The organism is Paenibacillus sp. J23TS9, assembly GCF_018403225.1.
Taxonomy (GTDB): Bacteria; Bacillota; Bacilli; order Paenibacillales; family Paenibacillaceae; genus Paenibacillus_AQ.
Genome location: NZ_BOSG01000001.1, coordinates 797309 through 823484 on the forward strand (window position 1 = coordinate 797309; position 26176 = coordinate 823484).

At 48.2% G+C, this 26176-nt stretch carries 20 protein-coding genes; 13 read left to right on the forward strand and 7 right to left on the reverse strand.

What is annotated here, in order from left to right; translation table 11 throughout:
* Positions 1-2: 2 nt before the first annotated feature.
* The 6 genes from KJS65_RS04090 to KJS65_RS04115 form a co-directional block, all read right to left on the reverse strand.
* On the reverse strand, positions 3-680 hold the full coding sequence (locus KJS65_RS04090; RefSeq protein ID WP_213648686.1) for a 2-hydroxy-3-keto-5-methylthiopentenyl-1-phosphate phosphatase: 678 nt from the start codon (positions 678-680) through the stop codon (positions 3-5).
* On the reverse strand, positions 680-1903 hold the full coding sequence (locus tag KJS65_RS04095) for a 2,3-diketo-5-methylthiopentyl-1-phosphate enolase (protein ID WP_213648687.1): 1224 nt from the start codon (positions 1901-1903) through the stop codon (positions 680-682). The genes KJS65_RS04090 and KJS65_RS04095 overlap by 1 nt, the downstream gene beginning before the upstream one ends.
* Positions 1900-2760, reverse strand: coding sequence for a pyrroline-5-carboxylate reductase (gene proC, locus KJS65_RS04100; protein WP_213648688.1), 861 nt, complete (start codon positions 2758-2760; stop codon positions 1900-1902). The genes KJS65_RS04095 and proC overlap by 4 nt, the downstream gene beginning before the upstream one ends.
* Before the next feature lie 48 nt (positions 2761-2808).
* Entirely contained in the window at positions 2809-4056 is a 1248-nt protein-coding gene (locus tag KJS65_RS04105) for a glutamate-5-semialdehyde dehydrogenase (RefSeq protein ID WP_213648689.1), read from the reverse strand.
* A gap of 38 nt (positions 4057-4094) precedes the next feature.
* Positions 4095-5198, reverse strand: coding sequence for a glutamate 5-kinase (gene proB / locus KJS65_RS04110; protein ID WP_213648690.1), 1104 nt, complete (start codon positions 5196-5198; stop codon positions 4095-4097).
* A 357-nt stretch (positions 5199-5555) separates the two neighbouring features.
* Positions 5556-6764 (reverse strand): pyridoxal phosphate-dependent aminotransferase, encoded by a 1209-nt coding sequence (locus tag KJS65_RS04115; protein WP_213648691.1) that lies wholly within the window; start codon positions 6762-6764, stop codon positions 5556-5558.
* A 183-nt stretch (positions 6765-6947) separates the two neighbouring features.
* On the opposite strand from KJS65_RS04115, the gene KJS65_RS04120 reads away from it, so the two are divergent.
* Positions 6948-7763, forward strand: coding sequence for a carbon-nitrogen family hydrolase (locus tag KJS65_RS04120; RefSeq protein ID WP_213648692.1), 816 nt, complete (start codon positions 6948-6950; stop codon positions 7761-7763).
* 56 nt (positions 7764-7819) lie between these two features.
* Here the strand turns inward: KJS65_RS04120 and KJS65_RS04125 are convergent, their stop codons facing one another.
* Positions 7820-8734 (reverse strand): LysR family transcriptional regulator, encoded by a 915-nt coding sequence (locus KJS65_RS04125; RefSeq protein ID WP_213648693.1) that lies wholly within the window; start codon positions 8732-8734, stop codon positions 7820-7822.
* Between the two features lie 183 nt (positions 8735-8917).
* On the opposite strand from KJS65_RS04125, the gene leuC reads away from it, so the two are divergent.
* The 12 genes from leuC (at position 8918) to KJS65_RS04185 (ending at position 25878) form a co-directional block, all read left to right on the forward strand.
* Entirely contained in the window at positions 8918-10339 is a 1422-nt protein-coding gene (gene leuC, locus KJS65_RS04130; protein ID WP_213648694.1) for a 3-isopropylmalate dehydratase large subunit, read from the forward strand.
* Between the two features lie 14 nt (positions 10340-10353).
* A complete protein-coding gene (gene leuD / locus KJS65_RS04135; RefSeq protein WP_213648695.1) occupies positions 10354-10956 on the forward strand; it encodes a 3-isopropylmalate dehydratase small subunit in 603 nt (200 codons plus the stop codon).
* 241 nt (positions 10957-11197) lie between these two features.
* Positions 11198-12715: an N-acetylmuramoyl-L-alanine amidase family protein gene (locus KJS65_RS04140; protein ID WP_213648696.1), complete on the forward strand. Its 1518-nt coding sequence runs from the start codon at positions 11198-11200 to the stop codon at positions 12713-12715.
* A 28-nt stretch (positions 12716-12743) separates the two neighbouring features.
* On the forward strand, positions 12744-13376 hold the full coding sequence (locus KJS65_RS04145) for a GerMN domain-containing protein (protein WP_213648697.1): 633 nt from the start codon (positions 12744-12746) through the stop codon (positions 13374-13376).
* Between the two features lie 270 nt (positions 13377-13646).
* Positions 13647-15101: an N-acetylmuramoyl-L-alanine amidase family protein gene (locus KJS65_RS04150; RefSeq protein ID WP_213648698.1), complete on the forward strand. Its 1455-nt coding sequence runs from the start codon at positions 13647-13649 to the stop codon at positions 15099-15101.
* A 29-nt stretch (positions 15102-15130) separates the two neighbouring features.
* The gene (locus KJS65_RS04155; protein WP_213648699.1) at positions 15131-15787 is read left to right on the forward strand and encodes a GerMN domain-containing protein; all 657 of its coding nucleotides are present in this window, start codon (positions 15131-15133) and stop codon (positions 15785-15787) included.
* Positions 15788-16003: 216 nt separating this feature from the next.
* Positions 16004-18736, forward strand: a complete 2733-nt coding sequence (locus KJS65_RS04160) for an S-layer homology domain-containing protein (protein ID WP_213648700.1) — start codon at positions 16004-16006, stop codon at positions 18734-18736.
* A gap of 91 nt (positions 18737-18827) precedes the next feature.
* Positions 18828-19490 carry an endonuclease III gene (gene nth, locus KJS65_RS04165; RefSeq protein WP_213648701.1) on the forward strand — a complete coding sequence of 221 codons (663 nt, stop codon included), beginning with the start codon at positions 18828-18830 and terminating at the stop codon, positions 19488-19490.
* 135 nt (positions 19491-19625) lie between these two features.
* The gene (locus tag KJS65_RS04170; protein ID WP_213648702.1) at positions 19626-19898 is read left to right on the forward strand and encodes an NAD/NADP transhydrogenase alpha subunit; all 273 of its coding nucleotides are present in this window, start codon (positions 19626-19628) and stop codon (positions 19896-19898) included.
* A 193-nt stretch (positions 19899-20091) separates the two neighbouring features.
* A complete protein-coding gene (locus KJS65_RS04175; RefSeq protein WP_213648703.1) occupies positions 20092-20565 on the forward strand; it encodes a MarR family transcriptional regulator in 474 nt (157 codons plus the stop codon).
* Between the two features lie 77 nt (positions 20566-20642).
* Complete coding sequence (locus KJS65_RS04180) at positions 20643-21956, forward strand: MFS transporter (protein WP_483874578.1); 1314 nt, start codon at positions 20643-20645, stop codon at positions 21954-21956.
* Positions 21957-22230: 274 nt separating this feature from the next.
* Positions 22231-25878, forward strand: coding sequence for a dynamin family protein (locus tag KJS65_RS04185; protein ID WP_213648705.1), 3648 nt, complete (start codon positions 22231-22233; stop codon positions 25876-25878).
* Positions 25879-26176: the final 298 nt, after the last annotated feature.

Consider the following 26176-nt stretch of genomic DNA (forward strand, 5'->3'; position numbering starts at 1 on the left):
GGTTACAGCACTCCTTGTTGTTGTTTCTGTTTCATATCGCCCATGATATCAAAAAAGTTCTGGAAAGGTACATGCTTAACACCCAGCTCGGCACATTTATCGGTGAGGATGGAACGGGAATAGACCATGTCGGCAATCTTCGCTCCTTCAAAATCCGTTAGGCTGTCGCCGATCAGAATCCGCTCATATTGATCTTCAGGGAAACGGCGCATCACGGTAGTCTTACACATGCCGCAGCCATTGTCACATGGATTCTGGCAGGGATGCGGCCATAAAATTTCAATGTTTTCACCGTTAAAATCAGCACTGTTGCAGTAGATATGGCTTACAGGAATGTCAAAAGGAGCGAGCAGAGGATCGATAAAAAAGTCCATGCCGCCGCTTGTGACGTAAAATTCGATATTCTCCTGCTTCACATAATCAAGAAATTCCCGGAAGCCTTCCCGGATACCGGCACGGCTGAGAACGAAATCTACGATTTCATCCTTCCGGCTGGAAGGCAGCAGGGCAAACATGTTGCCAACGCCTTCACGCAGCGTGATTTCCTGATCCACAGTCCGTTTCATCATCGGTTCATAGCCTTCCGGCTTGAAATGCTTCATGATCGCGACGATATTATCAGAAAGTGTGATGGTTCCGTCAAAATCGCAAAAGATGACGGGTTTTTTACCTGCTGTCATTATCGTTCTCCTCCCCAAGCCTCAAGAGCTGCCTTTAGTTCCGGATGTCCGGCTTCGGCGTAATCGGCCAGTCGGAGGGACTGCTGAGCTGCTTCAATGGCCTGCACGAAAGCTCGTCCGCCGGCTTCTGTACCCATAGGATGACCATGAATACCGCCACCTGCATTGATAACCACGTCTTGGCCGAAGTCACGCATGATCAACGGAACAAGGCCGGGATGAATGCCTGCGGAAGGAACCGGCATGCTGGTTTTAATAGGGAGCGAACTCGTGATCAGTTCATCGCGGATTGCCATATTCTCTTCACGCGGCATGGTTACGGAACCGTAAGGCGAAGGGAAAAGGACCAGATCTGCACCTGCAAGACGCATCAGCTGGCCAAGCAGTACCGACGCTGAAATACCGTAGTGCTGAGATGGGTAATAAGCACCTGCCAGTGCTGGATGCGCAGCAATCGGAACGGTAATCTCCGGATCAGAGCTCAGTTCATGCAGCACATCATAGCCGTAAGACAGCACGTTGAACAGAAGGCCATTGGCGCCGGCTTGGATCGCTTTTTTGGCTTGCGACTTCAGACTAGACGTATGCCCGGTCAGATTGGCTGCATAGAGCAGCTTTTTGCCGGTTTCACGGCTTGCAGCTTCTGCCGCCTTCAGGCAGACCTCGACTCGTTTTTCAATGGGGGTAAGCTCATTCTCGAACAGAATTTCATCGTCTTTGATCAGATCAACTCCGCCCAGGGCTTGTCTCGTAAACTGATCCCGGAGCTCATCCATGTTGAGGCCGATCACGGATTTGAAAATGCTCATGAGCAGCGGCCGGTCATGCACACCGAGAAGATCGCGGATGCCGGAAATGCCGAATTTCGGCCCTGGAAAAGCAGAGAGATAATCATCAGAGAATCCGAGGTGGTTCAACTTAATGCGGCCGTCCATAGAGATTTTACCAAAAACGGTAACTAGCAGTGCCGGTATATCCTTGCTGAAATTAACATCCGGATAGGCAATCGTCACATCCGCGTAGCGTTCGCCCGGCTGAGCACCTTCCGGTTCATGGACATCGACTTTCAGAACTTGTCCCAGATGCTTTTGCATCGATTCCCGCTTGGCCTGTGGGAGCTCAGTCCAGCTCCCTACAGTCATGCCGACAGCAATCGATTCAGCCTTTTTGCGGAAATCCGCTTTATCATCATATAAACGGTATGTCGCTGTGCAGTTATTCATGAAATTCCCTCCTTCAAAGCGGTTCCCATTTCCTTCGAGCGTTCCGCGCAGCGGGCCACGGCAGCAATCACCGTTTCAAAGAAATCGCCTTTATCCAATGTCTCGAGTGCTGCCTGCGTAGATCCGTTAGGGGATGTTACCTTGGCTCTAAGCGCTGCCGGTTCTTCGCCGGTCAGTTGGACCATACGGGCGGCACCCAATACCGTTTGCACGGTCAGTTCCCGGCACTGCTGGGGAGTCAAGCCACCACGGATACCGGCAGCCATCATGGCTTCCATCATATAGTAGATGTAAGCTGGGCCGCTGCCGGAAATGCCTGTGAGCACTTCAAGTTTGTCTTCTTCGACAATGGTGACGGTACCTACGGCTCCGAAAAGGGTCATAACCGTCTGACGCTGCCGGTCGTTGATTTCTTTCGAATAAGAAATACCTGTTGCACCAAGTCCAATGGAGCTTGAAGTATTCGGCATCGTACGCGCAACCGGCTGCTTTCGTCCCAAAAGGTCTTGAATGGTCCGGATGGTCAGGCCGGCAATGACTGAAACAAGGAGTGTATCTTCTGAGAGCAGAGGACCCAGGTTTCTGAGAACCTCCGCCGCATCTTTGGGTTTAATGGCGAGCACAATCACCGGAGAACTCTGCAAAATGTCATGCAGTTTGTCGGCATTGTTGCTGACCTGCACGCCGTATAGCTGCTGCAGCTCTTCCAAACGGCGGTTGTTGCTGCGGTTCAGCATCATAATATCGGATGGCTGCAGAACAGACTTGCCGATCAGCCCTTTCACTATAGCCTCGGCCATTGATCCGGCACCGTAAAAGGTGATCGGATCTGTAATCATCGCTTGTTGTTGACTCATTTTGTTCATCCTCCCAGCAGGTGTTTCGATTAGATGTTGCAGTGAAAGCTACCCGCGAATTTGTCCATTGCCATGGATAATGTATTTGGTTGACGTCAATGCGGGAAGTCCCATCGGACCGCGTGCATGAAGCTTTTGGGTACTGATTCCGATTTCCGCACCGAAGCCGAATTCAAATCCGTCCGTGAACCGGGTGGAAGCGTTGTGATAGACCGCAGCTGCGTCGACTTCCTGAAGGAAGCGCTCGGCGTTTGCTGTATTTTCGGTAACAATGCACTCCGAATGCTTGGTGCTGAAGCGGGAAATATGATCCATGGCCTCATCTAGAGTATCGACCAATTTTATATTTAAAATATAATCGTTATATTCTGTTGCAAAATCCTGCTCCTCAGCGGGAACAGCCCAAGGTATGAGCTTGACGGTTTCCGTGCAGCCGCGAATCTCTACGCCGGAGTTTTTCAGCTGATCTGCAAGATGGCCCAGATGGGCTGCAGCAAAGCGGGTATTTACGAGCAGCGTCTCCATGGAATTGCAGACCGAAGGCCGCTGAACTTTGGCATTGACCGCAATGGCCTCAGCCATGGCAGGCGCTGCCGTTTCGTCCACATAAGTATGACAGATGCCTGCACCTGTCTCAATAACGGGAACCGTGGCATTTTCCACGACGTTACGGATCAGCGATTGGCCGCCGCGGGGAATTATCACATCCAGCATGCCGTTCAGCTTCAGCATTTCATCTACGGACGAGCGGTCCGCACTTTCAATCAATTGAATTGCGTCCGCAGGCAGCGGCGACGCTGATAGGGCAGTGTGGAGTACTTCCACAATTTTACGATTGGACGATAACGCAGACGAACCCCCACGCAGAACGACTGCATTGCCTGCTTTCAAACAAAGTCCTGCTGCATCGACCGTAACGTTGGGCCGCGCTTCATATATAATACCGATGACACCGAGAGGGACACGGACTTTAGTGATTTGCAATCCGTTGGGGCGTTCAAAGCTGTCGAGTACATCTCCGACCGGGTCTGGCAGTGCGATAATCTGCTCCAGTCCTTCGGCAATGGCTTCAATTCGCTGCGGATTTAGGGCAAGGCGGTCCAGCAGGGAAGAAGATGTGCCCTGTGCACGGCCGCGCTCAAGGTCTTCCTGGTTGGCTGCGATAATGTCGTCTTTATGATTACGTAAGCTGTCAGCCATGAGCTGAAGTGCATCATTTTTTTGATTGGTACTGAGCCTGTTCAGTACAGCCGCGGCAGAACGGGCCTTCCCGGCTTTCATTTTTATTTCACTCATATATAAGCCTCCTTTTTTTCGTAGGGCCTTTGAATCTTTTATTTTAATGTAATCCATTCATCTCTGTGAATCACTTCAAGACGATGGACCAGCTCCAGTGTCTGAATGACTTCAGAGCTGCTCATGCCTTGAATCCGGCGCAGCTGCTCATCGTCATAGTTCACAATTCCACGTCCGAGAACTGTGCCTTCCAGACTAAGCACTTCAACAACATCGCCTGTCTGAAAATGTCCTTCAACCTCTTTGATGCCAACGGGCAAAAGACTGTGTCCTCCATTTACCAAGGCCTGCTCCGCACCCGGATCTACCTTCAGCGAGCCTAGCGGCGTAGACATAAATCCGAGCCACTGTTTTTTCATCGGCAATGAGTTAAGGTGGGTATCAAAATAGGTTCCTCTGCCTTGACCCGAAACGGCGTTTTGCAAATCACCGATTGAGTCCGCTTTGCCCACAAATACGGGAACCCCCCCGCGTGTGGCGATTTTGGCGGCATCGATCTTGGAACGCATACCACCTGTACCAACAGAAGATCCGGCTCCTCCGGCAATGGAGTAAATCTCTTCGGTGATCTCTTCAACATGCTCGAAACGCACAGCATTCGGATGTTTACGGGGGTCACCCGTGTATAGTCCGTCCATGTCGGTCAGAATGAGAAGCTGCTGCGCCTTTACCAGGTTGGCTACCAGTGCGGATAAGGTATCATTGTCACCAAACTTCAGCTCATCAATCGATACGGTGTCATTTTCATTTATGATCGGGATGGAGCCTTGCTTCAGCAGTTCTTCAATCGTCATGCCGGCATTATTCATCCGCTTGCGGTTTCCGAAATCCGTACGGGTGAGGAGGATTTGCGCGGTTGTAATGCCATGGGAGGCAAATACCTCCTGATAAGCCTGCATTAGCAGTGCCTGGCCAACGGCCGCCGCAGCTTGCTTTTCATGCAGAAGCTTAGGGCGGAAGCTATAACCAATCGCACGGAATCCCGCGGCGACTGCTCCGGAGGTAACCAGCAGAATTTCACAGCCAGCTTGTTTCAAAGCAGCAATTTCACTCGCGAAAAATGCTACAGCATCACGGCTGAGGCCACCTTCGACGGATGTGAGCGAGCTGCTTCCAATTTTGACGACGACGCGCGTCGACATATGTCATCACTTCCATTTCATAGGTATAGGAATTCGAACATTTTCATACTTAAAACAAAAAAAGCCTTCATCCTTTTGGTTAAAGGACGAAAGCTTAACTTCCGCGGTACCACCTTTATTGATGATGTGAATCATCCGGCTTAAGGCCTTGTAACAGAAGGCACTGTCCCACAGGTTAATGCGGGCCGTTCAGGGGTAGGATTCGGAGCGAATCGGGTAAATTCTTTCAGCCGGTGGAATTTACTCTCTATTTTCGCGATATATAGCTCGTACTGGTCCCGTCGTCACGTTTTATGAGGTATGGAAAACCCGTTATTTCACATAGAATACCACGGAATATCCGGGTTTGCAAAAAAGTTATTTAAAAAGTTTAAGCTCTCCGATCCGTCTTGCAGCCTCCTGAAGCCTTTCTTCGGAAGTCAGGAGCCCCACGCGGACATAGCCTTCGCCATGCTCACCAAAACCGATGCCCGGTGCAACAGCAACCTTGGCTTCTTGAAGCAGCAAATCAGCGAAGGATGTGGAGGTATATCCTTTGGGCACAGGCAGCCAGCTGAAAAAAGAGCCTCCAGGCTTCTCAGCCTGCCAGCCGATGTCGGCCAGACCTGTGAAAAAAGCATTTCTACGGGATTCGTAGCGCTTGACCAGCTCATACACGCAGTCTTGGGAAGCGGTTAGAGCCTCGCCTGCCGCAGCCTGAATACCGCCGAACAAGCTGACATAGATATGATCCTGGAGCAGGTTGATCATTGAGATGATCTCGCGGTTGCCGAGGGCAAAGCCCACGCGCCAGCCTGCCATGTTATAGGTTTTGGAGAGGGTGTAGAACTCAACCCCGACTTCCTTGGCATGCGGTGCCTGAAGGAAGCTCACCGGGCGCTGTCCGTCAAATCCGATGGCGCCGTAAGCGAAATCGCTGGCCACGACAATGCCATTTTCTGCAGCAAATTTGACGGTATCCTCATAAAAAGACAAAGGTGCCGTAGCGGAAGTCGGATTATTCGGATAGTTCAGGAACATCAGCTTCGCCCGTCGACGGTCAGCCTCGGAAATGCTTCCAAAGTCCGGCAGGAAGGCATTATCCTTACGTAATGGCATAAAGGACATTTCGGCTTTGGCGAGTGCTACACCAGACCAATAATCCGGGTAGCCCGGATCAGGAACCAGGCAAAGATCGCCGGGATTGAGCAAAATTTGCGGGAGCTGTACAAGTCCGGTTTTGCCGCCGAACAGAACGGCTACCTCGGTTTCAGGATCGAGTTCAACGCCGTAATCCTCCAGGTAACGCTTCGCAATGGCTTCCTTCAGGAAGCTGAAGCCTGTAAAAGGCGAATATTTATGATAGAGCGGATTGGCGGCTGCTTCCTGAACAGCTTTCACGATGTGGCCCGGTGTCGGTGTGTCAGGATTGCCTTGTCCCAAATTAATTACATCATGGCCTGCGTTGATTTCACGGTTCACTTTTTGTACAAGAGTGGCAAAAAATTGTGTAGGCAGCTGGTTCATCACTTCTGCGGGTTTAATATGAAAAGCCGATTGATATGAAGGGTTGTCTGTCGGTTTCATTATATTCATCACTCCGGTTCTTGCTTCAAAATAGAATAGATTTAATCTAACATGATTTATCCGGGGTGTATAGAGGGAATAGCCAGCTCTTGCCCGATCCTTTCGATACATTTATGATGGAATACAATATGATGGACCATGCAGGTCCATCTCCTGGTTTTATAAGGTGCAAGGAGGAAAAACATGGGACATATGGATGAGAACCAGCTGGCTGTCGCCTTGATTCAGGCGGATATTGAAATAGGCAGTCCGCAAGCGAATAAAGCACATCTTGAGGAATTATTGGAGAAGGCCATACAGGGTGAATCGAAGCCCGATCTTCTGGTACTGCCTGAAATGTGGAATACCGGATATGCATTGGAGCAAATTCAGGATATCGCTGATCCGGAAGGAAAGGAATCCCGGACATGGCTGTCGTCTTTCGCCAAAAAACATCATGTCATGATTGTGGGCGGATCGGTTGCTGTCAAAAAAGGGGATCAAATCTTTAATACGATGTATGCCTTTGATCGGAATGGCCAGCAGGTTGGAGAATATTCCAAGCTGCATTTATTCAGGCTGATGGATGAAGAGAAGCATTTAACGGCTGGTGAGGCTGTGGTTACCTTTGATTTGGATGGATTCAAGGTTGGGGCTTCCATCTGTTACGACATCCGTTTCCCTGAGCTTGCCCGAAGCCTGGCACTTGGCGGCACAAAGATGCTTATCGTACCTGCCGAATGGCCGCATCCGCGCCTTCATCACTGGCGTACGCTTTTGATGGCAAGAGCCATTGAAAATCAGATGTATGTGATTGCCTGCAACCGTGTGGGCAGCAGCCGGGGAACGGATTTCTTCGGTCATTCCCTGATCATTGATCCTTGGGGTGAAATTGTGGCTGAGGGCAGCGAATCGGAGGAAATTGTAACGGGTCTGATCTCACCGGAGCTGGTAGATGAGGTCCGGGGACGGATCCCCGTGTTTGCAGACCGTCGGCCGGAGTTTTATACGGATAAATAATAGACGGGAAAAGAGGCTCCTGAGGAATTGGGAGCCTTCTTCTATTTAGGGGAAGCTTATTTCACTAACTCCTGCATGGTTTCTTTAAAGGTATCGATAAAAGCCTCAGCGGCTTTGGACAGGTAGCGCCCACGGCGGTAAGCGATCACGAGTGTCCGGCTTGGAACGGGCTCGGCTAGCGGTAAGTACACAGGGACAAATTCACTTCTCGAAGAACGTGAGATAAACCGCGGTACCAAGGTAATTCCCATTCCCGTGGCTACCAGTGATTGGATGGTTTCCATATTATTGCTCTCGAATACCACTTTCGGTTCAAATCCCGCCTTTTGACACAAGTCTAATGTGATCTTTCGGAAGCCCTGTCCTTTTTTCAGAACGATAAATGATTCTCCGCTCAGTTCTTCGATACGGACGGGTATAGGTTTGCCGCCCTTGGCCCTCTCCGCAAGCGGATGGCCGGCTGGGACCGCGAGATCTATTTTTTCTTCCCCTATAATTTCATAGGTAAGGGAAGGCTCCTGCAGCGGTAGGGAGAGCAGGCTCAAATCGGTTTTACCTCCGGCCGTCAGCTTTTCCAGATTCATGGATGAATCCTCAAGTAATGCAATTTCAATCTCGGGATATTTTTGTTTAAAAGAAGGAAGGACATGGGGCAGCAGGTGGGCACCCGTAATCGGCATACTACCGACCATAACCTTCCCCCCTCTAAGCTGGGAGATATCCGACATTTCCTGGCGCAGCAGCTCTACGGCGTCCATGATCTTTTGAGCCTGATCCATAAATAGCGAGCCGGCATGGGTAAGCTCAACCGTGCTGGTATTCCGCTGAAAAAGAAGCACCCCCAGCTCCTTTTCAAGCTTGGAGAGCTGTTGGCTTAAGGATGGCTGGGCGATATGCAGCTTTTCGGCTGCCCGGGAAAAATTTCGCTCCGAAGCGATTTGCAAGGCGTATTGGAGTTGTCTCAATTCCATATTCATCGGTCCAATCGTTTTGAATTGTCGTATTACATGATTATGCTCATAGTTATTTCCTATTACTTTTATAGATATTATATCTTGGAACAATTAAGAGCGAAATGCTATATTTATGTCATTCATGAGATACCGTACTCCGGTGCTCTTCCAAGGTCGTAAAACCATGATGAGGTGAAAAAGATGAGTAAAAGAACAATGTTTGAGAAAATTTGGGATAACCACGTTATTCATCAGGAAGCAGGCAAGCCGAGTATCCTATACATCGATTTGCATCTCGTCCATGAAGTTACTTCCCCGCAGGCGTTTGAAGGACTTCGCCTCAGCGGACGCAAGGTTCGCCGCCCTGAGCTGACCTTTGCTACCATGGACCATAACGTACCAACCAAAGACCGTTTCAACATTAAAGACCCGATTTCCAAGCAGCAGATCGATACCCTCACTCAAAACTGCCGTGATTTCGGCGTAACACTGTTTGATCTCGATACGATTGATCAAGGCGTCGTGCATGTTATGGGACCGGAACTGGGTTTAACACATCCAGGCAAAACGATCGTTTGCGGTGACAGCCATACTTCTACGCATGGTGCTTTCGGCGCTCTGGCGTTCGGTATCGGAACCAGTGAAGTTGAGCATGTCCTCGCGACACAATGCTTGCAGCAGGCTAAAGCCAAAACAATGGAAGTCCGCTTTGTAGGTAAACGTAAAGCCGGCATCACTGCAAAAGATATGATCCTTGGCGTAATCGCCAAATACGGCACGGATTTTGCTACTGGCTATGTTATTGAATACACAGGTGAAGCGATTCGTGAGCTGACGATGGAAGAACGCATGACTGTATGCAATATGTCCATCGAAGGTGGAGCACGCGCTGGGATGATCGCACCGGATGAGACTACATTCGAGTATCTTCGTGGTCGCCAGCATGTGCCGGCAGGCAGTGATTATGACAGCCGTGTAGAAGAATGGAAGCAGCTTGTGACCGACGAAGGCGCTTCATACGATTTGGTTCTTGAGTTTGATATGGAGTCCTTGATCCCTCAAGTGACCTGGGGCACAAGCCCGGGCATGGGGACAGACATCACATCAAAAGTACCTGTACCTTCCGAATTGCCAACTGAAAATGAACGCAAGGCTGCTGAAAAAGCCCTCGAATATATGGGTCTGGTACCAGGCACACCTATGAATGAAATTCCAGTCGATTATGTATTTATCGGCTCTTGCACCAATGGACGGATTGAAGATCTGCGCGCGGCTGCAGAAGTAGCCAAAGGCTATAAGGTATCGGATCAGGTGACAGCCATTGTCGTTCCTGGATCCGGACGCGTGAAGCTTCAAGCCGAAGCTGAAGGTCTCGACAAAATCTTTGTTGAAGCTGGTTTTGAATGGCGCGATGCCGGCTGCAGTATGTGTCTGGCGATGAATCCGGATGTGCTTCAGCCTGGACAACGCTGCGCTTCAACCTCAAACCGTAACTTTGAAGGACGTCAAGGACGCGGTGGACGGACGCATCTGGTTTCTCCTGCCATGGCTGCTGCTGCAGCGATCAAAGGCCGGTTTACGGATGTCCGCGAATGGAATATTAAATCTGATGTGGTTAGCTAAGGAGGAGAACAGACATGGAAGCTTTTACTAAATTAACAGGCCTTGTTGCCCCGGTAGACCGGGTGAACGTGGATACGGATGCCATTATCCCTAAACAGTTTTTGAAACGGATCGAACGCACCGGCTTCGGACAGTTTCTGTTCTTCGAATGGAGATTTGATGAGCAAGGGAATGACATCGCCAATTTCTCCCTGAACCAACCGCGCTACAAGGGCTCTTCAATCCTGATTTCCCGTGCCAACTTTGGCTGCGGATCTTCCCGTGAGCATGCACCATGGGCAATCATGGACTATGGCTTTAAATGCGTCATTGCTCCATCATTTGCGGATATTTTCTATAATAACTGTTTTAAAAACGGTATTCTGCCGATCAAGCTCTCTGAAGAGCAGGTGGAGGATTTGTTCCAGCGCACTGCAGCTCATGAAGGATATCAGCTGAACGTAGATCTGGATAATAAGACAATTACCGATAGCGAAGGTCTTCATATCGATTTTGAGCTTGATGAGCACCGCCGCCAATTCCTTCTGCAGGGTCTGGATGACATCGGTTTGACTCTTCAACATGAAGATGAGATTTCCGCATACGAGCAAAAGCATGCTTCGCATCTGTTTGCTTAATCTTGCCTGCGCCTGATCTTTAAAATTGAAAGACTTCTATATTTCCTTCGCGGGATATAGAAGTCTTTTTTTGTTGAACACAGGAAAAATTGAAAAAGGTAAAAAAATGAAATGTTCCAGGAGGAAAATGGGTTCCCGGTGGCGAATATTGTCCTATATTCCGATGATAATGATTTTTTTATATATATTTGTTTTTCATGCCCAAGAATCGGCAAAAAATTTAGTTTGGCAGAGGTGGATAATGAAAAAAAACGGATTTTTATTGTTTTTGTTGCTGTTTATCGTCATGATGGTGTCTGTTCAGGATCGGGCAGCTGCCGCGGCAGGAAATGTTCAGATTATACTGGACGGGAACGAGCTGAAAGTTTCTAAAGATACCAAGGTTACGAATGTGAATGGCAGTACCATGGTTCCTTTCCGCGTGATCGGGGAAAACCTTGGATTCGATGTGAAGTGGGAGCAGAAATCGCAAAAGGTCCTGATCAGCAAGGACAGCAAGTCGATTGAGCTGATTGTGAATCAAAAGAATGCTACTGTGAATGGGAAAAAATTAAGCTTGGACAACCCTCCGCTCCTGCAAAACAACATTGTGGTCGTTCCTGTACGTTTTGTCAGTGAACAGATGGGTATTCATGTGAGCTGGGATGGGGCAAACCAAACGGTATATCTTACAACAGCGGCATCCGATCCTCCGAAATCCGAAAGCGGAACAGGCGCGGGCAATGGAGACGTACCCGTTCCCGATCCTTTGCCTGGTACAAGCCCAACGGGTGGGACGCCGACGACGGAGCCGGGTGAAGTGTCTGATCCCTCGACTACGGTGCCGCCTACATCAGGTAAAGCCCTGATCAGTGGTATCAGCTTCAGCGAGAACCGTTTGATGATTGCTTCCCAAGGGGGTTCGATTACCCCTAAAGTATTTAAAATGTCCGGTCCGGACCGAATCGTTGTAGATTTGCCTAATGCGGGCTTCTCATCCGATTTTCTGGGCGGGGCGAACGCTGCTGCAGGAAATCAGGGACAGCTGGATGTCAGCGGCTATCCGGATGTAACGAACATCCGTTATTCCCTTTTCAGCAGCAGTCCTTCAACCGTTAGAGTTGTCATCGACTTGAGTTACCCCAAAGAATACTCGGTATACAGCGATCCATCGGGTCCAGGACTTCTTATTGTTGACCTGAACAAGTCTGACAGCACGCCAGCTAATCCGGTTGGAGGAAACGGCAAAAAAGTCGTGGTTATTGATGCAGGCCATGGAGATCAAGACCCGGGAACGCTAGGCTATTCGAAGAAAAAGGAAAAAGACTTCAATCTGGCTGTAGCCCAAAAGGTAGGACAGCTTCTGGCCAATGAACCGAACATAGATTTTGTGCTTACACGCAGTGACGATACGTTCCTTAAGCTTGAAGAAAGAGCAAGGATTGCGAATGACCTGAATGCGGATGTTTTTGTTTCCATCCATGCCAATAGCGGGCCTATAGCAGCCAGCGGCAGTGAAACATACTATCAGCGCGATGCAAGCAAGGCGCTTGCGAACGTCATGCACAAGTACCTCGTCACGGCGACGGGATTGCCAGACCGCGGTGTCAAATACGGCAATTTTCACGTCATCCGCGAGACCAAGATGCCTGCCGTTCTGCTCGAAGTCGGTTACTTGAGCAATCCGAAGGATGAGGCTGCTTTATTCAGTGAGTCTGTGCAAAATAACGTTGCCCAAGGCATCGTAAACGGCATTAAAGAATACCTTGGAATTCAATAAGTCATTCGTCAGTTAAGGAGGCGGTAAAGTGAACAAAAAGCTCTTAAGCGCTGCGCTTCTGGCTATGGTTATGGTTGTAGGAGCAGGTTGCGGACAAAAGCCGACAGCAGCCCCTGCTTCGCAGGAAACAGCACAAAATCAAAATGAACAATCGGATGTCAACGCGGCGCAGCCCGATGATTCTAACGGTTCCGATGCTGCCCAGGGGGACGATGCAACAAATACGGATCAGGTGGATAAGCCGGATCAGAAGGCGGATGAACCCGCAGCTCAGAAGCAAACCATTGAGGTTTATTATACGGATCCGCAGGAAATGGAACTGAAGAAAAGCGAGAAGGAAATCCATTTCAAAACAGATTCTGATAAATATCAAGAGGCCTTCAAAGCACTGCAGAATAGCGGAAATAGCGAACTCATCCCTCTTTGGGGCAAGATTGAGCTGAAATCAATGGACGTGAAGGACGGAGCAATGACACTGGATATTCACATGCCGGATGAAGCACGACTGGGAGCCGGCGGTGAGCAGTTCGCTCTTGATGCATTATCCCAAACGATGTTCCAGTTTAAAGAAGTCCAAACGATAGAGCTTCTGGTTGACGGGCAGCAGGTCGAAAGCCTAATGGGTCATGTAGACCTGGATCATCCGATGAAGAGAAACTAATTTTATAAAATTAATTTAGTCAAGAGACCGCAAGCATATAGGGCTAATCCCGTGCTGGCGGTCTTTTTCTATTGAATTCCAATGAGTAAGTGTGCATAAACTACTAAGCTTGTCTACCTTAAGGCATAGATTAAGTTTTGCATAAAGAGGAATATATTCGCAACTTTTTGAAGCATAGAGCGTCTAATAGATGTCTGGTGATGTCGAATGAAAGCCATAGCCGAAACGTCGGAGCTAATGACAAAAATTTTAGAATGGTAGGGGTGAAGAATGAAGAAGTTTGGTTTTATGGCAGTGTTGTTATTTGTCTTCATTTTGGCGTTTCCTCACAATGGACAGGCTGCGGCAAGCAGTGCCAAAATTTTTCTGGATGACAAGCAACTGAGTCTGTCAGGAAATGCAAAAGTGGAAAATGTGAATGGTAATATCATGATTCCATTTCGTGTCGTCGGAGAGAATCTGGGGTTTGACGTCGCATGGGAACAAAAGACGCGCACGGTAACCATAAAAAAAGATTCTGAGGTCATCAAACTTGTAGTTAATCAAAAAACAGCCGATGTGAATGGAACAAAAGTATCCTTGAACATCGCACCCATTTTGCGTACAGATACCGTGATCGTACCTATACGCTTCGTCAGTGAACAAATGGGGCTTAAAGTGAACTGGGACAATAATAAGAAGATCGTATACTTATATACCCAAGAAATTGAAACTGGAAACGGGGACGCAGGAACAGGTGCCGGAAACGGCGGAGAAGCGACTCCGGGAACAGGATCAGGTAATGGCGGCAGCAATGCGGGCAGTACAGCGGCTCAGGTGAATGGTATCAGTTTCAGTGACAATCGCCTGATGATCGCAACGAATGGACAAGCCAAGGTCAATGCTTTCAAAATGAGCGGTCCTGATCGGATTGTTATCGATTTGGAAAGCGCGAAATTTTCGGATACCTTCAGCAGCAGCAATTCACCTCTCGATCAAAACTCGATGGGATCGTTGGATGTCAGCGGTTATCCTGACGTTTCGAAAGTCAGATATTCGCTCTATAACAATAATCCTTCAACGGTAAGGGTCGTTGTTGATCTGAACTATGCGAAAAATTACAAGCTGACCAATGAGAATGGTTTGTACATCGTCGATTTGAATACATCAGACTCCGGTACGCCGTCGAAGCCAATTGGCGGCAGCGGAAAGAAAATCGTCGTTATTGATGCAGGACATGGAGCTCATGACCCGGGAACAACCGGTATTACGGGCAAAAAGGAGAAGGATTTCAACCTGGCTATTGTTTTGAAGGTTGAAAAACTCCTGAAACAGGAACCAAATATTGATGTTGTGCTTACACGCAGCGATGATACGTTCCTTGAATTGAAGGATCGTGTCAAGATTGCCAATGATTTGAAAGCAGACGTGTTTGTATCGATTCATGCTAACAGTGCAGGTTCTTCGGCTGCTTCCGGCAGCGAAACCTACTATCAGCGAGACGCGAGCAAGGCGTTTGCCAATGTCATGCACAAATATCTGGTACAAGCTACGGGTCTTTCGGACCGTGGAGTCCGTTATGGCAACTTCCACGTCATCCGGGAAACAAAAATGCCGGCGGTTCTTCTTGAAGTCGGATACCTCAGCAACAAAAAGGATGAAGCTACACTGTTCACCGAAAGCGTTCAACAACGCGTTGCTCAAGGGGTCGTAAATGGAATTAAAGAATATTTGGGTGTTCAATAAGGAATGTCCCCTTAAGGAGGCGGCAGTGAATGAGTAGGAAATTGTGGTGTGCAGGCATTTTGGCTTTGGTGATGATTGCCTCGGCCGGCTGCGGCCAGAAGCCGACAACCGCGCCGGAAAGCGGACAGCAAGAGACAGTCTCCGGGGAGCAGCAAACTACAGGAAGCGGCAATGAGACTGTTCCTGAGGATAATGCGGGCAGCGATGATAAAGGTAGTGCGGCAGGTACCGAGCAAGATGATTCGTCTAAAGGGTCATCAACCGATTCATCTTCCCAAACAACGGAGTCAACCGCTAAAAAAGAAATGATAGATGTTTATTATACCGATCCTCAGGAATTGGATTTGAAAAAATCCCAAAAGGAAATCAGCTATAAGAATGAAACTGGGAAATATGAGGAAGCCTTCAAGGCTCTTCAATCCAGCGGCAAGTCCGAGCTGGTTCCGCTATGGGGAAAAATCGAGCTGAAAAAGCTTGATTTTAAAAATGGTGAAATCACCATGGACATTCATATGCCTGACGAGGCGAGACTGGGAGCCGGTGGCGAACAGTATGCTTTGGATGCACTGACCAAGACGATGTTCCAATTTGACGAGGTCAAAACCGTTGAACTTCTGGTAGATGGTGCGAAGGTGGAAAGTCTGATGGGTCATGTCGATCTGGAGCATCCTTTGACAAGACACTGAAAAAATTAGGGCAAAAGCAGGAGCTTAAGGCCTTCTTGTCGAATATCATATAGGCGTGATTTTTGTGGATATGAAATGAACTAAAGTTTGCGCTCCCGATTTTGCCAGGTGTCCTTAAAGGTCATCCGGCAAGGGGCGCAATCTCTTTAGTTCTTTCTGTTTATTTTCGGGATTATGCCATACGGCACAATCCTTATTAGAGAAAGGGGAAAAAGAATGGTTTCCAAACGCAGCAATTCTTCATCACATTCTAAAAAAGTAGTATCAGCCGTCATCGTAGGCATGATGGCACTGGGTACCGGCACTGCCGTGTTCGCAGACACAACAGCAACAACAACCTCAGCATCCGTGACGGCAAGCGGGCTCTTCAGCGATGTCAAAAGCGGGTATTGGGCCGAAAAACATATCTATAAGCTGGCATCCCAAGGAATACTGTTGGGTAATAACGGTTTGTTCCGTCCGAATGATTCTGTTACTCAGCAGGAAGCTGTTACGATGGCGATCCGCTTTGCAGGTTTAGAAGATAAAATCAGCAATAACTCTGCAGTGGCACTTCCTGCCAATCTGCAGGTGAACAACTACTTTAAGCCGTATGTGGCTTTGGCACTTCAGCAAAATCTCCTGGATAAAACCTCCGAGAGTGCTGCAGTGAATTCCAAGGAAACTTGGGGCGAACGAAAAGCGAGCCGGGAATGGATCACTGAAGTTCTGATTCGTGCGCTCGGCAAAGAAAGCGATGCGGCTTCGATGGCTTCCAAAGCAACGACGTTTGCAGACAACGGTAAAATATCCGCCTCCAAGAGAGGATTCGTTAACGCGGCTCTGGAGCTTGGACTGACTAATGGCGTAGACGGCAACCGGTTTGATCCTCAAGGTTTAGTGACCCGCGCCCAGCTCGCAACCTTCTTCAGCCGTGCCGAAGCACTTAATAATGTGAAATACAACAACTCCGCCGAGGGCATCGTGACCGGATTGGGTACCAACAAGCTCGATCTGTATGTGGATGGAAGCATCCGTACTTATGCACTGGATAGTTCGACGGTATATTACACCAGCGATTCTGATAACAAAATCAGCTTTGCTGATTTGAAGCCATACACGAAAGTGATGGTCATTGGCAGCACGAACAAAACTGCATATGTAGAAGTCACAGACTCTAAATTGCAGCTTGAGAGCGTTGAAGGAACTTTCCAGAAGCTTTCGCCTGGCAACATCATCTGGCTGGAGACCAACAACACGTTCAAGGAGTTCACTTATGACGCCGGAACATCCTTCCTGGATCAAAATGGATCTAAAATTGATCCGGCTGCATTGGTTGTAGGCAGTAAAATCCAGATTCAACAAGAAACATTTAGTTCTGCGAAAAAGCCGGTTATTATTCAGGTCAAATCGGGAATTATCAATAAAAGTGGCAACGGTACCCTTCAAAGCGTGGATACAGCCACCAAATCATTGGTTATTAAAAATTCTTCCGGTGCGATGGAAAGCTACACATGGGATGACAGCCTGATCGTAAAATATCAGAATCAGCTCCTCTCGCCATCCGAATTGAAAAATGGGGCAGTTATTAATTACACCGTTAAAAACAATCTTGTTGAATCGATTGAAGTTACCCAAGGTGTGGAAAGAACAATTCGCGGTTCTCTGTATGAAGTCGGGGCTAACAATGCCACCATTACATACAAACGTGATGGAGGACAGCTTGAAGTGAAGCTCCTCACGGATAAGCCTGAGCTTGTGATCAGCGGCATCGCTTCTCCAGTACTGGGCGACCTGATTGCTGACTCCGTGAACGGGGATCAGGTGGAAATCACGCTGAATCCGCAGGATCAGGTTACCAAAATTCAAGTGATGAACCGTCAAATGGAACAGAAGAAGGGCGCAACCATCGTTCAGTATGAACCTAAAAGCAAACTTCTGACACTTCTGGATGCGAACAAGAAGCCATACGTTGTTTCCATTGATGAAAAGACCAAATTGACTTATAATTCTCCAAATCCGACTTTGGCCGGAATCGAACCATACCTGATTAACGGCCGCAAGGTGAATATCACTTACCTGACAAACCGGGCGTTGTCGCTTGAAGTAATTTATCAATATGAAGGAAAAGTATCTTCGCTCGACCTGGCAGGCAAAAAGCTTACGCTGCTGACCGCTGACGGACAAAGCATGACGCTGCCGTTCACGAATCCGGTTGTTCAGGTATACGGCAAGAGCAGCACATCCCTCTCTGATGTCAAAGTGGGAAGTGAAATTGCAGCTGTACTGAGTGCGACACAGGATGCCATTCAATCGATCCAGGTAAAATCAAATGTTCAGTTTGAGATTGTGGATGTCGATTATAACAACTCCCGTATTACAGTGAAAAAGGATGGAATCATCAGCCAGTTCTATGTGGACAAATCAACTCTGACCGGTGACAACGGACAAGAGATTACGGTGCAAGAGCTTCGTTCGGGTCAATTGCTGAACGTTACTTTCAACGGGATTACACCAGCCGCTGTACAGGTTGTCAAGCTGACGACCGGTGAAGTGACTGCAGTGAACACTTCTTCCGCATCACCAAGCATTACAGTCAAGAATTATGGAGGAACAACAGAAACCTTTAAGCTGGACAATGCATCCAAAATTATAAATGATGCCGGAAGCGCGCTTAACCTCAGCAATGTTACAACAGGTAACCGTGTAGAAGTGCGCAAGGATGCTGACGGTAATTCGGTCGTGAAAGTGCTGAATATAACGAACCAAACCTTCTGGAAATATGACAGTTATGCGAAGGAAATATATGTGAAACGTCAAAATGTCAATGATACCAGCCATTATTCGCTGTCCCCGGCTGCTTACATTCATCAAGGAGATACGACTTTGACCGTGCAATCCCTGAAAGAAAATGATAATATTGTACTGTATTTAAACAATGGAACGATTGTCGAGATACAGAAACAATAGTATGCTATGGGAATGGTCATGAGATACACCGTCTTGATACGGGAAGTCTTACCCGTATCAAGACGTTTTTTTTGCAGGAGGTACGTAAGCGATGAAGGCAGCAACCGTACGTTATATACTTGATACCATCGGTGAATTGTTTCCCGATGCCCATTGTGAATTAAACCACAGCAATGCTTTTGAACTGACCATTGCCGTTTTGTTGTCCGCACAATGTACGGACGAAACGGTGAATAAGGTCACCAAAGATTTGTTCCAAAAGTACAAGTCTCCGGAAGATTATGTGGCAGTTCCTGTAGAGGAGCTTGAGCAGGATATCCGTAGAATCGGTCTTTTCCGGAATAAGGCGAAGCATATTCGTAATCTTTGTATGCTGCTCATGGAACAATACGGCGGTGAAGTGCCGCGGGAGCATGATGAGCTTGTGAAGCTTCCAGGGGTTGGCCGCAAGACGGCCAATGTGGTGGTGTCCAATGCTTTTGATGTACCGGCGATTGCCGTGGATACGCATGTGGAAAGGGTATCCAAACGGCTGGGTCTGGCAAATTGGAAAGATTCCGTGCTGGAAGTGGAAAAGAAGCTGATGAAGCAGGTGCCGCGTGAAGAGTGGACCTTAACGCATCACCGCTTGATCTTTTTCGGACGATACCACTGCAAAGCCCAGAATCCGAAATGCCAGGTATGCCCGCTGCTTGATGTATGCCGCGAAGGAAAAAAACGTATGAAGACGTCCCAAATCAGAAAAGATAAGTAACAATATAAATTGAACTAAAGAAAGGGATAGCATTTCTCCTAAATTCCAGATGGAATCGAGGAGAAGCAATGTTAGACTTTAGTTCATTTTATGAGCAGGATAGGAACTACAAAGATGGAGAAGGATGGGATAAACATGAAATGCATCTCAGTATATACTGACAATTTTGAAATATTTTCTGATATTATGGATCAAGTGATGGACGCTGAACTTGTAGAGAACGAAGAAAAAGAGTTCGAAGGAATCACTGTCAGCCACTCCGGCGATGTTCCCGAGCATTACCTGGACCGTATGTCCACTAAGCCTGAGGTTGTCGTCATGAGAGACAAGTCCCGTGGCACAACGATTTTGCAGCATGGTAAAGTATTTGAAATCCTTGTACCAGAGCTGGAAAACGCAAGCGTATAATTCAATAACCGGTGTAAACAAGCATAAAACCGAAGCTTATTCGGTTTTATTTTTTTTTGACATTATAGAATTTATCAGATTTGGGTGAAGGTTATTTATTCCTGCGAATAGAATATACCGAGGAACTAGGTCAATTCCATTGTAAAAACAACGAATTCAATATTGTTAAAGCACCAACGGGGGAGGACAGGCCATGAACAAAGAAGAACAAGTCCTAATGGGTTTCAGGGATTTATATAACAAGTTGGTTTGGCTTAATAAGGATAAGATGGAAGACAGTCTTAAGGGGTATCAATCTTCTGAGGTACATTGCATCGAATATATTGAAAAAAATGTGGATTCCAATGTGACAAAACTTGCGGAATATTTTTATATGACTCGAGGCGCCATGAGTAAAATGACGAAGAAGCTCATACAAAAAGGCCTTATTGAAAGCTATCAGAAGTCGGATAACAAGAAAGAAATTTATTTTCGGCTTACGGAGAAAGGGAAAGTAATTTATAAAATCCACGAGGATCTGCATGAAGAGTTCCATGAACGGGATAAAGCTGTATTTGAGCAGGTAACCGAGGAGCAATTTGACGGTATGCTCAGCTTTGTGGAAAAGTATAGCAGGCATTTGGATGCAGAAATAAAGAAGCTGGGTAAAGATTTGAAGTCGGAATAAATTTGAATCATAAAAATGAAACCACAGGCAGCCGGACTCTATTGAGAACAGGCTGCATTTTTATTGTTATTATTTTGTTGACAAGGAAACAAAAACGTAATACGATAAATTTGTTTCCTAGGAATCAAAATAATAACTTTTACGAGGAGAATTTAATGTTCAAATTTAGATCACACAATGTACAACACACTGAACAATCCGTAGATAAACACGCTTTAATATTCGGCCTTATCTCGGTGTTTCTTTGCGGAATAGGCTTCAGTATCATAGCACCTGTCGTCCCATTCTTAGTGCAGCCTTATATAAGCAATCCGGGAGAACAGGCTATCATTGTTACGCTGCTGACCTCTGTTTATGCCTTTTGCGTGTTTTTTGCAGCGCCCGTACTTGGAGCTCTAAGCGACAAATATGGCCGTCGTCCATTGCTCTTAGTATGCCTTTTAGGTTCTGCAATCGGGTACTTTGTTTTTGGCATAGGAGGAGCTTTATGGGTACTATTTGCCGGGCGCATAATAGAAGGGATAACAGGCGGCAGCATAGGTACGATCTTCGCCTATTTTGCAGATATCATTCCTCCGCAGCAGAGAACCAAATACTTTGGATGGGTGAGTGCGGTTGTAGGTGTAGGCACCGTCATTGGCCCAACGTTAGGTGGATTACTTGCCAAGTTTGGTTATTCTGTACCCATGTATTTTGGAGCAATCATCACTCTATTGAATGTTGTTTACGGATTCTTTTTTATGCCTGAGAGCCTTAAGAAGAAGAATAGACTAAAAGAGATTACTTTTATTAGATTGAATCCATTTACGCAGCTTGCAAACCTGCTTTCCATGAAAATTTTAAGAAGGCTGCTTATTTCAGCGTTTTTACTTTGGATACCTAACGGATCTTTGCAGGCCGTTTTTTCACAATTTACAATGGATACTTTCCGTTGGAAGCCTGCACTCATCGGACTTATGTTTTCAATTATGGGCGTTCAAGACATCATTTCTCAAGGTTTCATCATGCCAAAGCTTTTGAAAAAACTTAAGGATAAACAGATAGCCATTCTTGGAATGGTTTCGGAGATAATAGGCTACAGTCTTATTGCATCATCTGCTTTGTTCTCCTTCTATCCTCTTCTTATCGCCGGAATGTTTATATTTGGTTTTGGGGATTCGATCTTCGGGCCTTCATTCAATGGGATGCTCTCCAATTCTGTCGATTCCAGCGAACAAGGACGGATTCAAGGGGGCAGCCAATCGATTCAGGCTTTAGCTAGAATGATGGGGCCTATCATTGGAGGTCAAATCTATGTATTACTTGGTCATGCCGCACCTGCAATAATGGGTATGATCCTTATAGCAGCGGCAATCCCCGTTTTATACAAGAGATCGCATGTAAATATATAAATATTTACTTTACATTGAATGACAATGCACTAGAACAAAGTGTAAATATCATTTGATACTATTCTGCTTATCATAATCGTTAAACATGGCAATATTATGAGTTTATTTCAGCGGGACCTTTTTGTCCTTGAAGAATAAGGTTCCGGCTTAAAATGTTTCTCTTTCCTCCTCCATGATGTTAAAATGTAACTATTTGAGAAAACAGCATAATGTATGATAGAGCGACAAACTTCGGATCATTTATTGATTAGAGAGTAAGGGGAGAGAAGGCAGCATGTCGACATCAAGTCCAGTAATTCAATTAGATACCGGTTCACTGCAGCGTTTGCAGGAGAGACTGCACGGTTGGAAAGATGATAAATCCTCGAAGCTAATGGGTGATTTGCTGAACAAGGCTACTGCGGGAGAGATGACGATCGCATTTTGCGGGCATTTCTCAGCGGGGAAATCAAGTTTGATCAATTCCTTATGCGGCAAAAAAGTGCTTCCATCCAGTCCGGTACCCACGAGTGCGAATGTAGTTTCAATTCGTAACGGCGAGCCGCATGCTTTGATCTATCCTGCTCAAGCTACGGAGCTATCAAGTCAGGAAGTAAAACCCCAGGAAGTCTCACTGGATGAGCTCTATACATACTGCACGAATGGAGGCTCCTACTCCTCGGTAGAGGTATGGGATCATATTCCTCTCCTGGGCGGGCGCGGGGTACTGATGGATACACCTGGTGTGGACTCAACGGATGACAGTCATCAGAAGGCGACGCATTCTGCGCTTCATTTGGCAGATACGGTGCTGTATGTGATGGATTACAATCATGTACAGTCGGAAAATAATCTGGCCTTTGCCAAAAGCTTGTCCGACTGGGGCAAGCCGCTGTATCTGGTTGTCAACCAGATCGACAAGCATAGGGAGCGTGAGCTTTCCTTTGAAAGCTACCGAGCAGAAGTGGAAGCTGCTTTTAAGCGCTGGCAGGTTAACTATGAGAGTCTGCTGTTTACCACACTGAAGGAGCCGGATCATCCTTATAATCAGTGGAAACAGATTCAAGAGCTGATTGCAGAGCTGATTGAAAAAAGGGAACCGATTCTGAATTATAGCTTGGATTGTTCCTCTCGTCATATCATTGAGCAGCATGTGAAGCAGTATGCGGATTCGCTGGAGGATACCAAGCAGCAGCTTCTGGACGAAATGGGCGGGGAAGAGCAGGCTGCGAAATTGGAAGCGGAGATTACCGGTTACAGAAAAGAGCTTGAGCATTTAAAAGAGCTGCCGCAAACCGAGCGAGAGAGCATACGCAAGCAGGTAGATGTACTGCTGGACAATGCAAATATTACGCCTGCCGAGTTGAGGGATACGGCAAAGCTGTTTTTGGAGAGCCGCAAAAACGGCTTCAAGAAAGGGCTTCTGTTTGCAGGTGCCAAGACGGAGCAGGAAAAGCAGGAGCGACTCCGCAAGTTTGCTGAGGAACTACGGGAGCAGTCGGCTTCACAAGTGGTTTGGCATCTGCTGGAGCTCATGAAGCGGTGGGGCAAGAATTTGTGGACAGAAGAGCGTCAGAAGAGCCTTGAAGAGTCCATGCCCGAAATTAGTGAGGCTATGCTGGAAAGCTCCGTGAAGCCGGATGCGGTGCTGTCCGGCGAATATGTTTTGAACTACTGCCGCATGCTGTCGGCAGATATCAAAAGTGTATACCGCCGCGCGTTCATGAACGCGGCGGAGGATGTGCTGGCGGATGTAGCCTCATCCGCCAAAGAGCAGCAGCAGCGCGTCGTCGCAGCCCTGAACGGGCTGCTGGAGCAATCGGCCGCGATGTCCCGCTATGTGCAACTGGAGCGGGACATCGCGGAGCGCGCGGCAGCCGCCGGGCAGCTGCTGCCTGCGCGCGTGACGCTCACCCCCGGCTTCCTGCCGGAGGTGAGCGCCCCTGCCCCGGCGGCCATGCAGCCGCCAGGGCCTGAAGCGGGCGCGCGGATGTCCGCGCCCGCCGGAGCCCCGCGCAGCGGGGCTGAGCCGCTCGGCGGCGCGGCCTTTGGCCGCCGCCAGCGGCTGGACGCTGCAGCAGCGCGCCTGCAGGACGCGGCGGCGCTGCTCGGGCGCTATCCCGCGCTGGCTTCTGCCGCGCGCGGACTGCGCAGCCGGGCCGATGCCCTGGCCGGCGGCTCGTTCACCTTGGCGCTGTTCGGAGCGTTCAGCGCCGGCAAGTCCTCGTTCGCCAACGCTTTGCTCGGCGAACGCGTACTGCCTGTATCGCCGCATCCGACAACCGCGGCGATTAACCGCATCCTCGCTCCAAAGGATGGCTTTGAGCATGGCACGGCTCAGGTCATGATGAAATCTCCGGACACCTTTAAGGAGGATCTGGAGTATTCATTCTCTGTTCTGCAGCTGGGAACACCGACAGAAGATGGATGGCTTCAAGTGATCGAGCAATTGAAGCCAGAGGGGATTCATCCTGCCGGATTGCCGCATTATGGCTTCCTGAAAGCAGCCGCGGCAGGCTGGAAGGAGGCACAGCCACTGCTGGGCACCACTCAAACGGTGAACATGGATGGCTATAAGGCCTTTGTAGCTGATGAGACACGGTCCTGCTTTGTGGATCGCATTGATTTGTATTACAGCAGCCCGCTTACCGAGCAGGGAATCGTTCTGGTGGATACACCAGGGGCGGATTCGCTTCATGCCCGGCATACAGGAGTCACCTTCCAATATATGAAGCATGCAGACGCGATCGTCTTTGTGACTTATTATAATCACGCTTTTTCCAAGGGAGACCGTCAATTCCTGACCCAGCTCGGCAGAGTCAAGGACAGCTTCGCTCTTGATAAAATGTTCTTTATCGTCAATGCGGCAGACCTGGCTTCGTCGGAAGAAGAGCTGGACCAGGTTATCAAGCACGTGGAGACGAATCTGAAGGCAAGAGGTATCCGTCTTCCGCATATTTATCCGGTTTCCAGTATGAAAGCACTGGAAGGAAAGATGGACGGCGACGCAGATCTTTATGCGGAATCTGCATTTGAATCCTTCGAGAAGGCGCTTGGAGCCTTTGCTGGAGAAGAACTGCCCAAGTTATCTTTGGCAAGCGCCGTTCAAGAGATTTCATCCGTCCGACAGCGTGTGATTGAATGGGGACGGATGGCCCGGCAGGATGCTGGTTCACGGGAGCAGCGCAGACAGCAGCTGCTCGAGGTCAATCAGTTGGCCTTGTCCCGAATCGATTCTTTTGCCCGGCAGGATCTTTCGCGTGAAGTGGAACAGGAGATCCGCGAGCTGCTCTTCCATGTCAAACAGCGAATCGGCTTTAGTCTAGGCGAATTTTTTGCCGAAGCCTTCCATCCGTCGGTGCTCCGGGAGGACGCAGGTCAGCTGAAGCGAATATTCACGGACTGCGGAAGGGAACTTGAACGGACTATTGTGCATGAGCTGGAGCAGGAGCTGTGGGCAACAACGCTTCGACTGGAGAACAAGGGCAAAGCGGTCCTCCATGCAGCGGCCGATGGGGCTGCAGAAGACATACGTGGTTACGATGCAGTCATTATGCTTACGCCGCCGGCGGAAAAACAGTGGACTTCGCCCGAGTGGAATGATGCTGGCCTGACCAGCTTTGTGGATTGGACATCGTACTGGTCTTTGTTCAAGTCGCCGAAGCATTTCTTCGAGGACGGAGGCAGGGAGAAGCTCAGAAGTGCAGTAGAGCCTGTGATTAAGGAAGCCTTGAGCGGAGAGGCTGCAGTCAAGCAGGAGGTTCTTGTGTCTTTCTATAACACTCTCGTGACTGACGCTCAGGAGAAGCAGAAGGAGGAACTGCGGGAGCAGCTCCATGAAGCCATGGAGGCGGCGACCTCCTCGCTTTCTTCCGGAGAACAGCCTGAAGTTTGGGATCAGCTGGCTTCGCAGCTTCAGCAAATGGAACAATCATTGGCATAAGAAATAGCAGGTAAACGAAAGAGGGGGCGTCATGATGACGCTCCCTTTTCATTTGGAATTTATAAATACTAAATGATCATCTGATCTGGATGATTCTGTCATTCCGAGTGAGAGCGACCTCAGAGCCGTTGTTTCTGGAATGATGCATCGGATGAATTTCATTGATAATCGTCTTTTTTTAAGCCTGCGTTACTTGTTTTACGGCGCGGGTCACCTCTAAAACGAGTCCTTTGCATGCTTTCTGGAAGGAGTTTGACAGGAGGATTGACTTTTTTATCGGGTTAGGCAGAGATATGGA

Bases quoted from the DNA above. Each gene is read 5' to 3' on its own strand.
- KJS65_RS04185 (WP_213648705.1), top strand. From the start codon at position 22,231: ATGTCGACATCAAGTCCAGTAATTCAATTAGATACCGGTTCACTGCAG.
- KJS65_RS04175 (WP_213648703.1), top strand. From the start codon at position 20,092: ATGAACAAAGAAGAACAAGTCCTAATGGGTTTCAGGGATTTATATAAC.
- KJS65_RS04090 (WP_213648686.1), bottom strand. From the start codon at position 680: ATGACAGCAGGTAAAAAACCCGTCATCTTTTGCGATTTTGACGGAACC.
- KJS65_RS04120 (WP_213648692.1), top strand. From the start codon at position 6,948: ATGGGACATATGGATGAGAACCAGCTGGCTGTCGCCTTGATTCAGGCG.
- KJS65_RS04170 (WP_213648702.1), top strand. From the start codon at position 19,626: ATGAAATGCATCTCAGTATATACTGACAATTTTGAAATATTTTCTGAT.
- KJS65_RS04140 (WP_213648696.1), top strand. From the start codon at position 11,198: ATGAAAAAAAACGGATTTTTATTGTTTTTGTTGCTGTTTATCGTCATG.
- proB (WP_213648690.1), bottom strand. From the start codon at position 5,198: ATGTCGACGCGCGTCGTCGTCAAAATTGGAAGCAGCTCGCTCACATCC.
- KJS65_RS04115 (WP_213648691.1), bottom strand. From the start codon at position 6,764: ATGAAACCGACAGACAACCCTTCATATCAATCGGCTTTTCATATTAAA.
- KJS65_RS04105 (WP_213648689.1), bottom strand. From the start codon at position 4,056: ATGAGTGAAATAAAAATGAAAGCCGGGAAGGCCCGTTCTGCCGCGGCT.
- proC (WP_213648688.1), bottom strand. From the start codon at position 2,760: ATGAGTCAACAACAAGCGATGATTACAGATCCGATCACCTTTTACGGT.
- KJS65_RS04150 (WP_213648698.1), top strand. From the start codon at position 13,647: ATGAAGAAGTTTGGTTTTATGGCAGTGTTGTTATTTGTCTTCATTTTG.
- KJS65_RS04095 (WP_213648687.1), bottom strand. From the start codon at position 1,903: ATGAATAACTGCACAGCGACATACCGTTTATATGATGATAAAGCGGAT.
- KJS65_RS04125 (WP_213648693.1), bottom strand. From the start codon at position 8,734: ATGGAATTGAGACAACTCCAATACGCCTTGCAAATCGCTTCGGAGCGA.
- leuD (WP_213648695.1), top strand. From the start codon at position 10,354: ATGGAAGCTTTTACTAAATTAACAGGCCTTGTTGCCCCGGTAGACCGG.
- nth (WP_213648701.1), top strand. From the start codon at position 18,828: ATGAAGGCAGCAACCGTACGTTATATACTTGATACCATCGGTGAATTG.
- KJS65_RS04155 (WP_213648699.1), top strand. From the start codon at position 15,131: ATGAGTAGGAAATTGTGGTGTGCAGGCATTTTGGCTTTGGTGATGATT.
- leuC (WP_213648694.1), top strand. From the start codon at position 8,918: ATGAGTAAAAGAACAATGTTTGAGAAAATTTGGGATAACCACGTTATT.
- KJS65_RS04160 (WP_213648700.1), top strand. From the start codon at position 16,004: ATGGTTTCCAAACGCAGCAATTCTTCATCACATTCTAAAAAAGTAGTA.